The following is a 12,036-nucleotide window of genomic DNA, read 5'->3' as shown; positions in this document are numbered from 1 at the left end:
TATGAGTAACCCTGTTAAAACAGCTATTGTTGGCTTTGGCTCTGTAGCTGAAAAAATGCATGCCCCACTTATAGATGTATGCCCAGACCTAGCGCTTGTAGCTTCTGTGGAGCGTCGCACCAATCGCTGTGAAGAATTGTATCCAGGGGTTATCACTTTTAGGAATTTGGATGCTTTGCTGGAGGCTGATGCGGCAGAGCTAATAGTGATCACTACGCCAAATGAATATCACTATCCGATGGCTAAGCGATGCTTGGAAGCAGGGAAACATGTGGTGGTAGATAAGCCTGTTACGATTTTCTCCCATGAGGCGGAAGAACTGAACAAGCTGGCCGAAGAGCGGGGGTTGATTTGCTCTGTTTTTCATAACCGTCGATACGATGGAGATTACATGACCTTGCAGAAATTGGTACGTGAAGGAGATTTGGGTGATCTGGTTTATCTGGAATCCCATTTTGATCGGTTCCGTCCGGATGTTTCGGAGAATTGGAGGGAAATGGAAGTTCCGGGAAATGGAATCACATTTGATCTCGGCTCGCATTTGATCGATCAGGTAGTACTGCTCTTTGGTCTGCCGGATTGGATTCAGGCAGATATCCGTAAGCAGCGAACCGGAGCCATCGCAGACGATTATTTTGATATTATTCTGGACTATGGCCCGCTCAAAGCCAGAGTGACGGCTGGCGCCTTAGTGAATGTGCCTACACCCAAGTTTTTGCTATTGGGCAAAAAGGGGGCATATCAGAAGTTCGGTCTGGATGTGCAGGAAGCGGCTTTCAAGCTCGGCCAAAAGCCGGAAGGAGCAAACTGGGGTGTGGAAACTGAGGAAAATTGGGGAAAGGTTTTCCTCAATGAGGAGCCAAAATCCTACCAAACCCTTCCCGGCAACTACCGTGTGCTTTATCAGAACGTGGCCGACGCTATCTCAAAAGGAGCAAAGCTGGACATCACCATATCCCAGGCCATCAGTGTTTTGAAGATCATAGAAGCGTCTTTTATAAGTGCTCAGGAAGGCAGAAGGGTTTCAAAAGAAGACGGAGGCTGGTAATGTTGCCTTTTTTTGGCAGAGGATTTGGATACTGGGGTTCAGATAAAATAACTGAATATGAAAAAACTAGTACTTCTATCCCTTACGCTTTTTGCATTTATATCCTTTGCAAAAGCTCAAATCAGTGCAGGCGTGAATCTGCAAAGCTCTGAGACTTTCGTGACTGTAGGCACGGATCCGTATAAGCAATTCTTCGGTGAAGGCCGTATCGGCACAGGAGGTGATATCGGTATCGAACTGATGGGGGCATATAATATTGTTCAGAAAGACGATGTGAATTTCTACGCAGGGTTAGGTTTGGGACTTGACAATGATCGTCACAACAACCATCATGACGACGACGACATTTATGTGGCTATTCCGATCGGTCTTTTGATCACACCGTTTAACAGTAAAAATCTGGGGCTGGTCCTCGAAGCAGCGCCTATACTTGCCACGGATCATGGAGACTATTTCCGGGCGGGATTTGGGTTCAAATACACGTTTAGATAAAGCAATTAACCACCAACAACCAAAAAAGGTCAACTCAATAGCTGAGTTGGCCTTTTTAAGTTTTCAGGGAGTTTTACTTATTGTTTAGAAAAAAGGAAACGCCGAGGTTGATGGAGGAAGTGTTTAGACCAATAGGAAGACTTTCATTTTTCTACGGGTATTCATTCATTTTCCCTATTTTTGCGACTATGGCAAAAACAGCAACTCCTGCGGAAAACGCGCAATTAAAAGATATTATTTCCCATGCCAAAGAGTATGGATTTGTGTACCCTAGTTCTGAAATCTACGATGGCCTTCAGGCGGTGTATGATTATGGTGCTTACGGTGTCGAGTTGAAAAATAACCTTAAACGCCTATGGTGGGAGACCATGACCCGCGTAGAAGGCAATATTGTGGGCATCGATGCGGCGATTTTTATGCATCCTACCACCTGGAAAGCTTCTGGCCACGTGGATAGTTTCAATGATCCCATGATCGATAATAAAGACTCTAAGAAGCGTTACAGGGCGGATGTGCTTGTGGAAGAGCATGCGGCCGTCTTCGAAAGAGCCGGTGATGTGGCCAAAGCAAATGAACTTACAGGTGCTTTGGCGAGATTGCTGGAAGCTGAAGATCTGGCTGGTGTGAGGGATCTGATCGTGAATGAGGGCATCAAGTGTCCGATCAGCGGTACGGCCAATTGGACCGAAGTTCGTCAGTTCAATCTGATGTTCTCTACACAAGTTGGCTCTGTGGCGGAGGATTCCACTACGATTTACCTTAGACCTGAGACTGCTCAGGGGATTTTTGTAAACTTTCTGAATGTACAGAAAACTGCCAGAATGAAAGTTCCTTTTGGAATTGCCCAGATTGGTAAGGCTTTCAGAAATGAAATAGTAGCCCGCCAGTTTATCTTCCGCATGCGTGAGTTTGAGCAGATGGAAATGCAATTCTTTGTACGTCCCGGCACCGAACTGGAATGGTATCAGAAATGGGCGGAAACCAGGATGAAATGGCATTTGGCGCTGGGAATTCCTCCCGAAAAGCTCAGAAAGCATGACCATGAGAAGCTAGCCCACTATGCCAATGCGGCGATGGATATCGAATTTGACTTCCCTTTCGGTTTCAAAGAAGTAGAAGGAATTCACTCCAGAACTGATTTTGATTTGAAGTCACATCAAGAATTCTCTAAAAAGAAGCAGCAGTATTTCGATCCGGAGGTGAATCAGAACTACATTCCTTATGTGATCGAGACATCAATCGGAGCCGATCGTCTGTTCTTGTTGACGCTTTGCAATGCGTATACTGAAGAGAAAACTGAGGAAAAAAGCAGAACTTATTTGAAGCTTCATCCGGCTATCGCTCCGGTGAAAGCTGCGATCCTTCCTATTACAAAGAAGGATGGTTTGCCTGAAAAAGGCCAAGAGATCGTAGAGTTGTTGAAATATGACTTCAACATCATCTATGAAGATGCTGCTTCTATCGGTAAGCGCTATGCAAGACAGGATCTGATCGGAACTCCATTCTGTATTGCTGTAGACCACCAGACGCTTGAAGACAACACGGTCACTATCCGTCATCGGGATACCACTGAGCAAGAAAGAGTGCCTATTTCCGAACTTCATGGAAGAATCGCTGAAGCGACTAGCTTTAGAAGGATTTTCGAGAAGCTGTAAGTATCGGGAAGCTCTTCGGGGGAGCAAGGGCTCTTCGGGATTTGCAATCCCTAAGTTATGACGTAGGATACAGTTTTAATTCCAGCAATAGCTTCTCAGATAAGTTTAGGACGGATTGGAAATTCTACTGCAGTACCTCAGGATTTCCAATCCGGAGGGTACTGCAGTAAAGCGTAGATTTTACTTGATCCACAGAGCTCCATCGCGTTCATTTCGAAGAGTAGCATTATCTACATAACGAAATACTAACTGACTGATTACTTCATCGGCTTTGGCTACGATTATTTTTTCGCCCCTTATTTTGTACGTGGTTCTGTAAATAATATCTCCACTGGGAAGGATATCGGCTATTCCTCCTTCAGATAGTGTGACAAAACTGCTGCAATTCAGCATAGGATCGTCAGAGGGTACACATCCCTCCGGGATATGCGTATAGGTGCCTAAGATCTCAGGCTCATCCAGTTTTTCACAGGAGAAGAAAATTAGTCCTAGCAGAGAAAGTAGTAGTAAGTTTTTCATAAAAAAGAAGTTAGGTATGCAATTGAGACGAGACTAAGCCTCGGCATGCTACACAGGAACCAACATTTTTCAAAAAATGCTAGTTTAGAGGTCTATACAAGTTCATGGAAAAAAAAGCACTTATCATCGGCTCCGGTATTGCCGGCATAGCTGCGGCTATTCGATTAGCACTGAAAGGTTATGCTGTAGAGGTATTCGAAGCGAACTCCTATCCGGGGGGCAAACTCAGCGAGATTACGCTGGGGAACTACCGGTTTGACGCAGGACCATCACTTTTTACCCTTACTGAGCAAGTGGATGAATTGTTTCTGCTGGCGGGAAGAAATCCCGAAGATTATTTTAAGTATGAGAAGCTGAATGTGACTTGAAATTATTTTGGGTATCTGACCAACTATCTGATTACGCAGTTCTACACTGAAAATGCGCTGAGGCTTAATTTGAAATCCTTTTTTCATCTTAATTGGTTTTTTGTACCAACATGTGTCAACTTTTTTCAGGCATTGTCATTTCAATGCTAGGGTTTTCCGAATCCTATAATCATTTTATTGCTCTACTGGAAGAAAAGCGAATATGCATATTAAATTTCTATTGTGTCTTACCTATCTATGAAAGTTTGTTTTAAGGTGATCTTTTAAAAACTAATCTGAACCAATATCTTAAAAAATAAAATGGATCCATTATGAATATCAATAAACCTAAATTTCCTATTCGTTCCTGACGTTCTTTCTTCAAACAAAGGGATATGGGAATTCTCAAGGGTGCAGGGACTTTAGAAAAGTCAAAATTACTATTCAAAACTTCTTTTTTAACTTCTTCAATAGACAAATTATTCTTTCTGGTTTGAAAAGGCATTTTGCCTCCAAAAATCAAAAAAAGCACCAATCCAATAGACCAAATTTCTGCTTTTACGTCATAATCAGAATAGGTATTAACTTCAGGCGCAAGGAATTCCGGTGTGGTAATAAGTCTTTGATTTGCTGCACAGCCCATGAAGTCAAAATCAATGATTTTAAAATTGTAACCTCCTTTGTCCTCAAAAATCAAGATGTTATCTGGCTTCACATCTTTATGGAGGACTTTATTGTAATGAAGAAAATAAAAACCCTCAAGTAATTTCAAAACCATTTGTTTCAAATGAAGTGGAGAAATTCCAATCTTAAGAGGATCATTCAGCTTAATGGTACGAACCAACTCCAAAACTTCTAATATATCAAAATTAATAACTGATCTATCTAGTTTATGGATGTTGTAGTGAGTAAGAATACTTGGATGATACTTTAATTTTGAGATCATCAAAAAGTTAGCAATGTAAGAATCAACTAATTCATCATCTACTCTCGAAAACTTTAGAGCAACAGGCATATTATCCTGTTTTTTAGATCTAGCAGGTAGTATCAGCTTGGAGTCAGATACATAAATTGCCTTCTGATTTTCAATCTCCAATTCATAGTTTATCAAAAGAAAATTTTTATCGACCATTTTAGAATTTTATGGGTAGGGTTTGAAAGGATGATACGGGCTCTCCATTTACTCGGCCAGGTTTCCAAGTTGGTGATTTTTCCAGAATGGATTTTAATTCCCTTTCAATGCCTAGAGGAAGTGGTGTTTTGAGAGTTACTTTACTTACATTTCCTTCTTTATCGATTACAAAATCGATAAATACCTTTTCTCCTATAGAACCAAATGTACCTTTTGGGCTTTCTTGGATGCCTTTGATTATATAGGTTATAAAATTCTCGTAACCTCCTTCGAATTCCGGCTTTTCATCCAACTCATTCAGCAGAAATATTTTCTCCTCCTCTTTGTCGGTTGCTTCTGGTTCATTACATGAAATCACAGACAAAAGGAATAGCGAAACTAAGCATGAAAATGCAATCAAAATTTGTCCCTTTTTACTCATGGTTTGATAAATAGGAGATTACATCATTTACCTCATCAGTTTTAAAACAGAAGTAATGAATAGTATCAGACTTAAATAGTAATAGTGCTGGCCTTTCAAAACAATCATGCGCAATAGGTTCGTGTTTAATTTCGGCTCTAATTTCTATACTTGGATTATCCAAAAAATCTTGGCCATAATTAAGCCGAAGATCTCTTTCCCTACTTACTCCTATCATAGCTAGTTTTGTTTTGATCTTTTGCTCTTTGTATTTTTCTATTAGCTGATTTATACAACTACTACATCCTATTTGAGGAACCAACAACTGTAGGCTATCCCATTCCGAATAGTTGTATGAATAAGCCTCCTGAGAGCTGATGGCAATATACTGAAGCTCTTTTTCCGCACTACTTTGGCAGGCATAGCTTATGCAGATTCCTATGAAAAAAACAACACTAAAGCTTAACTTCAAAGATTTCAAATATATTTTTGTTTTCATTTTCAGATTGTACTCGAATAAGAACTCCTTCTTTTACTACCCGTATAAAATCTACCCAGTACTTTTTTTTATCCAACTCGATGACTCCTAGCTCATTGAATTCCCTGTCAAAAACCATAATTTTCCTGTCAGGATATTCATTGTCATCGGGGAGCCTTCTAAAATTGGATTTTTTCCTTTGTTCTATAATCTCCTCTGGGTAGGGCCCCGAGAAAATCCGGTAATATAAATCCCTGTATGGATCGAAAAGAATTGCTTTGTTGGTTGGGTTGGAAAAGATATGTGGATAAAATATATCAGGCTCCATGGTGGGTTCAGGTAGGGAATGAAACTTCCCATCATAATACTCCCTAAAAAGGGATGGAGAATCTACCGGTCTCAAATCAAAATCATAGACCATTACCCGGTCTTCAATCGAAAAACTCTGCACCACTAGTGAATCTTTGAAATTAACGGTGGAGGAGGATATTTCTAGTGGCATTCCCCAAAAGCCCGAATTGATATAGGAATCCGGATATCCCAGCTTATAGCTGAACTTTTTGGTATTTAAATCCAGCAGAATCCCTGTTTTGTAGGACTCAAGCCTGTAATTCTCTAGCGTATTTACATCAGGCCTAGCCGGGAAAAATAATTTGGAACCAAGATCAACAATCTGGGAAAAGGGAAACGGAAATGGAAGGTAGGTGATTTCGGAGGGCTCCTGAAGATTATCCCCTATCAGTGGATACATATCCCTGACGGTGCCGGATGTGTCGATAAGGTATAGGCGGTATGCATATTGATTCAAGACAAAAATGCTGTCCAAATTCTTCACATGAAAGCTATCCAAATGACCTACACCGTTGGGTCCGTCTAAAGAAACATTGACCTGAAAAGACCTTCCTTTTTCATTTATATGGGCAAAATGAATTTTCTTCTCCCTGGACTTGATCTGATCATGAAAAACCAGGTATTCATCCTCTCCCAGATTTAAGTATTGTAATGTACCCCAAGTGCTAGAGGTATATTCATCCAAGGGGATTTCGATGATTCTTTTTGAAACCAGTTCTAAGATTTCATACTTCTCCTCTGATCCAGTACATCCAATGATCCAAGAAATTAAGATAAGTAAAAGTAAGGGCTCCTTTTTCATAACTGAGAAAAACTAAAATTTCAAAGTGGGAATTATTGAGACTAGTTAAAAGTAAAAGATGCTCAACAATTCCCGGATTTTGATAGGCAGAGGCTGCTGGTCTAGCTATTTTTGGGGATATACAATCACGGTCGGAAGACAAGTACCACCGTTGTCATAACATGCATAATTCCAGACATCGTCTAGCTCAATGTAGGCCCAATTTCTATAAGCAAAGGAAGAACTGACCGAAAAAACCAAGGCGAAGAACATTAAGATTAACTTTTTCATTGTAATTTTATCTTGGATGAAAGACCCACTGATTCACATCTTTCTTTAAGGCAGGGGTCAATAGACCTTAAAAAAAGTGAGTCCAATCACGGCGCCTGTTATGAACTACCTTTAAAAGGTACTGCCCCCCCCCCCCTTATATTTCCAAATTTTTTAGCAACTTTTTTAATATTTTTTAAGGTAGCTGATTTTTAAGCACATTTTTGCTATTTGGTACTTCAGATTACAAATCCTACCTAGCCCCATCCGAATTTACAATTCAGAAGAACCAAAAGCCACTTTTATCTTTTTTCTACCCAACTTCCGAACCCATTGCGTATTTTAGAAACAAAGCTTGCCTTATGCCCCAAAAAGCACTTATCATCGGCTCCGGTATTGCCGGCATAGCTGCGGCTATTAGATTAGCACTGAAAGGTTATGCTGTAGAGGTATTCGAAGCGAACTCCTATCCGGGAGGCAAACTCAGCGAGATTGCGTTGGGGAACTACCGGTTTGATGCCGGACCATCACTTTTTACCCTTCCTGAGCAAGTGGATGAATTGTTTCTGCTGGCGGGAAGAAATCCCGAAGATTATTTTAACTATGAGAAGCTGAATGTGACTTGCGACTATTTTTGGGAGGATGGTACTAGATTGAAAGCATATTCCGATCTCAATAGATTTGCTGAGGAAGTACAGACAAAGCTGGGAGAACCTGCTTCAGCGATCCGGGATGCACTCAGACAATCAGCTTTCATCTATGACAGCTTAGCTCCTCTTTTTATGAACCGTTCTCTTCATAAGCTGGATACCTGGACCAATTCCCAAGCTTTAAAGTCCTATTTGAGAATGGGTAAACTGGGGATTTTTTCGACCATGAATGAAACAAACCGAAGGCACTTCAAGCATCCCAAATTGGTGCAACTCTTCAACCGCTATGCGACTTACAATGGGTCGAATCCGTATGAGACTCCGGCCACGCTCAATATTATTCCTCATTTGGAATTTAATATCGGCGCCTATTTTCCAAAAAAAGGAATGCATGACATTACGCTAAGTCTCTTCAAGCTATCGGAAGAACTTGGGGTAAAGTATCATTTCGGACAGAGAGTAGATCAAATCTTCGTTGAAAATGGAAATGTAAAAGGGATAAAAGTAACCGGTAAAGAAATCCTTGCTGACCTTGTGGTGAACAATATGGATATGGTGAATGCTTACAAGACTATACTCAAGGATCAGAAACAACCGAAGCTTTTGCTTAAACAGCCCAAATCAAGTTCAGCCTTGATTTTCTATTGGGGGATCAGACGGAATTTCCCTGAATTGGGTCTTCATAATATTTTTTTCTCTGATAATTATGCGTTGGAATTTGAACATATTTTCAAGCGGGGGACTATTTATGAGGATCCCACGGTTTATCTCAACATTACCTCGACACATAAACCGGACGATGCGCCGGAAGGATGTATGAACTGGTTTACTATGATCAATGTACCCAATAATCAAGGGCAAGATTGGGATACGCTAATAGCCTTAGCCAAAAAAAATATAATCCATAAGCTTAACCGCATTTTAAAGACCGATGTGGAGTCGCTGATTGAGGTGGAGGAAATTCTAGATCCGCGGAAGATAGAGTCCAAGACCTCAAGTGCCCGGGGAGCGCTCTATGGCAACAGTTCAAATAACAAGTTTGCAGCCTTCCTGCGTCATGCAAACTATTCTTCCTCAATCAAAAACCTTTACTTCTGCGGGGGATCAGTTCATCCCGGAGGTGGAATTCCGCTTTGCCTGCTTTCTGCAAAAATCATGAGTGAAATGATTGAAAACTAGTAGGCAGAGTTCAGTTGCAGTTTATACTTCCTACACTTGTTCAAGTCTTCAGACTTGGACATATTCTATTGAAGTCTTCAGACTTCTATCAGTTTAAACAATCAGAGGCAGTCAGAAGACTGCATTGCATCCCGGCACAAGTCTTCTTCTCCTACCTCATTGCGAGGAGGCACGACGAAGCCTGCCTTCCGCAGGCAGGCAATCTCATTTTGGTAAGCACAGAATCTTTTACAACATGTGCAATGAGCTAAAACGGGATTGCTTCCCCGACTCATCGGCGCAGGCTGTTCCTCGCAATGACGGAACCCAAAAGTCTTTCTAAAGGGATTGCTTCGTTCCTCGCAATGACGCCAAAGTTGATGACTGCGACTTACTACTGCGACTGATCACTGCGACTGCAAACTATCCCAAGCTTCTTTCACCAGATCCATCTCAAAGCCCTTGTTTATCAGGTATTGAGTGACTTTGAATTTCTTTTTGTAGTCATCAGCTTCATGCGTGCTTTCCCACTTTTTCTCGGTTTGGGTCAAAAGGGTATCGAAATATTCCTCCGGATCGATTTCGGAAATTCCCTTTCGGATGAGTTCCTCGGAAATTTCCCGCATTTTCAGCTCCATTCGGATGCGGTTTCTCCCCCATTTTTTCAGTCTGAATTTGCCTCTGGCAAAGGCTCTTGCATAGCGCTCTTCATCCACAAATTCTTCGTCAATCAATTCAGCGATTAATTGCTCAGCAAGCTCATCCTTTATGCCTTTTTCGTAGAGTTTGCGACGGATTTCCCAAGGGCAGCGATCCTGATAGGCGCAGAAGGTTGTGAGCTTTTCAAAAGCTTCCTCCCGGGACCAGGAGTTTTTTCCTGACTCATTTGGCTTATATTTTCCCCAACTGGACATTTTCCGTAATTTTAGACCAAATTATCCCTAGTTTCTTTTTTATCAAACCTTATTAAATTTTCAAAACACATTATGCGTAAGAAAATCGTAGCCGGCAACTGGAAAATGAACATGACTTTCGAAGAAGGTCAGACCCTTACTTCCGAAATATTAAACATGATCAAGGACGAGCATTCCGGAGATGCTATCGCAGTACTTAATCCTCCTTTTCCCCATATTTTCCCTGTTAAAAAACTCATAGGAGAATCAAAAAGTGTGTTTATTGGAGCTCAGAACTGCTCTGATAAAGAAGCAGGGGCATTTACAGGAGAGATCTCTGCCAAGATACTAGCTTCTTTTGGCGTGCAATACGTGATCATTGGACATAGTGAGCGTCGGGAATATTTCAAAGAAGGCAATGAAATGCTTGCCGCAAAAGTGAAGCTTGCTTTGGCAAATGGCTTGATTCCAATCTTCTGTTGTGGAGAATCCCTTGAGGTTCGAACTGCCGGTACACATGAGCCAAATGTGAAATTTCAGTTGACAGAAGGTCTTTTTGACTTAAGTCCTGAGGATTTTTCTAAAGTTGTGATTGCTTATGAGCCGATCTGGGCTATCGGAACAGGTAAGACTGCCAGTTCTGAGGAAGCCCAGGATATGCATGCAGCCTTGAGAAGACACATCGCTTCCAAATATGGAAAGGACATCGCAGATAATACGTCAATCCTTTATGGAGGTAGCTGCAATCCAAAAAATGCGCAGGAGCTTTTTGCTAAGCCTGATGTAGATGGCGGATTGATCGGTGGAGCATCACTGAAGTCTCGTGATTTCGTAGATATTATCAAATCCTTCTAATAAAAATGGATTACCTGGAGTTTAGAATCAAGTGCCTGGAAGAATTCCGGGAAATCCTTATTGCTGAATTATCTATGTTGGGCTTTGATTCCTTTCTCGAAACTGAGGAGGGAATCGATGCTTATACACTGGAATCTGATTTTGACCGTCAGTCCTTTGATGAGGTGATAGCCCAGTATAAAGAGAAGGCCGAAATCACCCTGGAAGAAGGTGTAATGCCCAAGGTCAACTGGAATGAAGAATGGGAGAAAAATTATGATCCTATCGTTGTGGACGACCTCGTGTATGTGCGGGCTTCTTTTCACCCAAGCAAACCTGATTTTAAGTATGAGATTGTGATCAATCCAAAAATGTCTTTTGGTACTGGGCACCATGCTACTACCTTCCAGATGCTTCGTCATCAGGGGGAAATCGATCACTTGGGTAAAAGAGTGTTGGATGTGGGATCGGGTACAGGAATCCTCGCTGTGATGGCGCATTTGCTTGGAGCCAGTGAGGTCAAAGCGTTTGATATTGATGATTGGTGTGTGGATAATGGAAACGAGAATTTTGACCTAAATGGATTGACTACCCGAATGGAATTGGGGACGATCCGGGAAGTGAATCCGCTAGGCGAGTTTGACATCGTCTTGGCCAATATCAATAAAAATGTCCTTTTGGATGAAATGAGCATTTATGTGGATTTGCTGAAGGCCAGCGGTTACTTGTTGCTCAGTGGCTTTTATACAGAAGATATTGAGGATTTGAACGATTGCGCAAGACCCTTGGGATTGGAATTGATCTCTCAGCAAAGCAGGGATAATTGGGCTGCGTTGATTTTGCGGAAGGTTTGATAAGATATTAGACTTAAGACAAATAGAATTGAGAATCGGTACCTTACAACTTTAATACCTTACAACTCAAGTGACAGAATTGATTATTTACGCCGCCGTATTTGTGTTATTGACAGGGCATTGTCTCTTTGCGGGGAGGATGTACCGTGCTGTTCATGAGGATACCGGACTGAC

General features: G+C 41.5%; 13 protein-coding genes and 1 pseudogene. 7 read left to right on the top strand and 7 right to left on the bottom strand.

The features are described 5' to 3' along the window. The first annotated feature begins 1 nt into the window (after position 1). The 3 genes from ID165_RS20040 (at position 2) to ID165_RS20030 (ending at position 3,195) form a co-directional block, all read left to right on the top strand. Positions 2 to 1,048, top strand: a complete 1,047-nt coding sequence (locus ID165_RS20040) for a Gfo/Idh/MocA family oxidoreductase (RefSeq protein WP_192347203.1) — start codon at positions 2 to 4, stop codon at positions 1,046 to 1,048. A 57-nt stretch (positions 1,049 to 1,105) separates the two neighbouring features. Beyond that, positions 1,106 to 1,540: an outer membrane insertion C- signal gene (locus ID165_RS20035; RefSeq protein ID WP_192347202.1), complete on the top strand. Its 435-nt coding sequence runs from the start codon at positions 1,106 to 1,108 to the stop codon at positions 1,538 to 1,540. Between the two features lie 188 nt (positions 1,541 to 1,728). After that, positions 1,729 to 3,195, top strand: coding sequence for a glycine--tRNA ligase (locus ID165_RS20030; protein ID WP_192347201.1), 1,467 nt, complete (start codon positions 1,729 to 1,731; stop codon positions 3,193 to 3,195). Positions 3,196 to 3,375: 180 nt separating this feature from the next. Here the strand turns inward: ID165_RS20030 and ID165_RS20025 are convergent, their stop codons facing one another. Further along, positions 3,376 to 3,714: a hypothetical protein gene (locus ID165_RS20025; protein ID WP_192347200.1), complete on the bottom strand. Its 339-nt coding sequence runs from the start codon at positions 3,712 to 3,714 to the stop codon at positions 3,376 to 3,378. 104 nt (positions 3,715 to 3,818) lie between these two features. Here ID165_RS20025 and ID165_RS20020 point away from each other — a divergent pair. Further along, positions 3,819 to 4,076 (top strand): annotated as a pseudogene (locus ID165_RS20020) (phytoene desaturase family protein); the annotation flags it as partial. Positions 4,077 to 4,332: 256 nt separating this feature from the next. Here ID165_RS20020 and ID165_RS20015 read toward each other — a convergent pair. From ID165_RS20015 to ID165_RS19995, 5 genes are all read right to left on the bottom strand, one after another. Further along, entirely contained in the window at positions 4,333 to 5,193 is an 861-nt protein-coding gene (locus tag ID165_RS20015) for a protein kinase (RefSeq protein WP_192347199.1), read from the bottom strand. Between the two features lies 1 nt (position 5,194). After that, the gene (locus tag ID165_RS20010; RefSeq protein ID WP_192347198.1) at positions 5,195 to 5,614 is read right to left on the bottom strand and encodes a hypothetical protein; all 420 of its coding nucleotides are present in this window, start codon (positions 5,612 to 5,614) and stop codon (positions 5,195 to 5,197) included. Next, positions 5,607 to 6,092: a hypothetical protein gene (locus tag ID165_RS20005; protein ID WP_192347197.1), complete on the bottom strand. Its 486-nt coding sequence runs from the start codon at positions 6,090 to 6,092 to the stop codon at positions 5,607 to 5,609. The genes ID165_RS20010 and ID165_RS20005 overlap by 8 nt, the downstream gene beginning before the upstream one ends. After that, positions 6,049 to 7,224, bottom strand: coding sequence for a DUF4221 family protein (locus ID165_RS20000; protein WP_192347196.1), 1,176 nt, complete (start codon positions 7,222 to 7,224; stop codon positions 6,049 to 6,051). Before ID165_RS20000 ends, ID165_RS20005 begins: the two co-directional genes overlap by 44 nt. 105 nt (positions 7,225 to 7,329) lie before the next feature. Continuing rightward, positions 7,330 to 7,494 (bottom strand): hypothetical protein, encoded by a 165-nt coding sequence (locus ID165_RS19995; RefSeq protein WP_192347195.1) that lies wholly within the window; start codon positions 7,492 to 7,494, stop codon positions 7,330 to 7,332. Between the two features lie 341 nt (positions 7,495 to 7,835). On the opposite strand from ID165_RS19995, the gene crtD reads away from it, so the two are divergent. Then, positions 7,836 to 9,302 carry a 1-hydroxycarotenoid 3,4-desaturase CrtD gene (gene crtD / locus ID165_RS19990; RefSeq protein ID WP_192347194.1) on the top strand — a complete coding sequence of 489 codons (1,467 nt, stop codon included), beginning with the start codon at positions 7,836 to 7,838 and terminating at the stop codon, positions 9,300 to 9,302. A gap of 386 nt (positions 9,303 to 9,688) precedes the next feature. Here the strand turns inward: crtD and ID165_RS19985 are convergent, their stop codons facing one another. Beyond that, a complete protein-coding gene (locus ID165_RS19985) occupies positions 9,689 to 10,195 on the bottom strand; it encodes a regulatory protein RecX (protein ID WP_192347193.1) in 507 nt (168 codons plus the stop codon). Positions 10,196 to 10,267: 72 nt separating this feature from the next. Between ID165_RS19985 and tpiA the strand changes: the two genes are divergently transcribed. Together tpiA and prmA are read left to right on the top strand one after the other, a co-directional pair. Further along, the gene (gene tpiA / locus ID165_RS19980; RefSeq protein WP_192347192.1) at positions 10,268 to 11,029 is read left to right on the top strand and encodes a triose-phosphate isomerase; all 762 of its coding nucleotides are present in this window, start codon (positions 10,268 to 10,270) and stop codon (positions 11,027 to 11,029) included. A 5-nt stretch (positions 11,030 to 11,034) separates the two neighbouring features. Beyond that, entirely contained in the window at positions 11,035 to 11,862 is an 828-nt protein-coding gene (gene prmA, locus ID165_RS19975) for a 50S ribosomal protein L11 methyltransferase (RefSeq protein ID WP_192347191.1), read from the top strand. Positions 11,863 to 12,036: the final 174 nt, after the last annotated feature.

The organism is Algoriphagus sp. Y33 (genome assembly GCF_014838715.1).
In the GTDB taxonomy this organism is placed as follows: domain Bacteria; phylum Bacteroidota; class Bacteroidia; order Cytophagales; family Cyclobacteriaceae; genus Algoriphagus.
Note: the sequence above shows the minus strand (reverse complement) of the source record. Positions and strands in the feature narration are given on the sequence as shown.

Excerpts from the sequence above, each read along its gene's own strand:
- ID165_RS20035 (WP_192347202.1), top strand. The coding sequence starts at position 1,106 with ATGAAAAAACTAGTACTTCTATCCCTTACGCTTTTTGCATTTATATCC.
- ID165_RS20025 (WP_192347200.1), bottom strand. The coding sequence starts at position 3,714 with ATGAAAAACTTACTACTACTTTCTCTGCTAGGACTAATTTTCTTCTCC.
- ID165_RS19985 (WP_192347193.1), bottom strand. The coding sequence starts at position 10,195 with ATGTCCAGTTGGGGAAAATATAAGCCAAATGAGTCAGGAAAAAACTCC.
- ID165_RS19995 (WP_192347195.1), bottom strand. The coding sequence starts at position 7,494 with ATGAAAAAGTTAATCTTAATGTTCTTCGCCTTGGTTTTTTCGGTCAGT.
- ID165_RS20030 (WP_192347201.1), top strand. The coding sequence starts at position 1,729 with ATGGCAAAAACAGCAACTCCTGCGGAAAACGCGCAATTAAAAGATATT.
- tpiA (WP_192347192.1), top strand. The coding sequence starts at position 10,268 with ATGCGTAAGAAAATCGTAGCCGGCAACTGGAAAATGAACATGACTTTC.
- ID165_RS20040 (WP_192347203.1), top strand. The coding sequence starts at position 2 with ATGAGTAACCCTGTTAAAACAGCTATTGTTGGCTTTGGCTCTGTAGCT.
- prmA (WP_192347191.1), top strand. The coding sequence starts at position 11,035 with ATGGATTACCTGGAGTTTAGAATCAAGTGCCTGGAAGAATTCCGGGAA.
- ID165_RS20015 (WP_192347199.1), bottom strand. The coding sequence starts at position 5,193 with ATGGTCGATAAAAATTTTCTTTTGATAAACTATGAATTGGAGATTGAA.
- ID165_RS20000 (WP_192347196.1), bottom strand. The coding sequence starts at position 7,224 with ATGAAAAAGGAGCCCTTACTTTTACTTATCTTAATTTCTTGGATCATT.
- ID165_RS20005 (WP_192347197.1), bottom strand. The coding sequence starts at position 6,092 with ATGAAAACAAAAATATATTTGAAATCTTTGAAGTTAAGCTTTAGTGTT.
- ID165_RS20010 (WP_192347198.1), bottom strand. The coding sequence starts at position 5,614 with ATGAGTAAAAAGGGACAAATTTTGATTGCATTTTCATGCTTAGTTTCG.
- crtD (WP_192347194.1), top strand. The coding sequence starts at position 7,836 with ATGCCCCAAAAAGCACTTATCATCGGCTCCGGTATTGCCGGCATAGCT.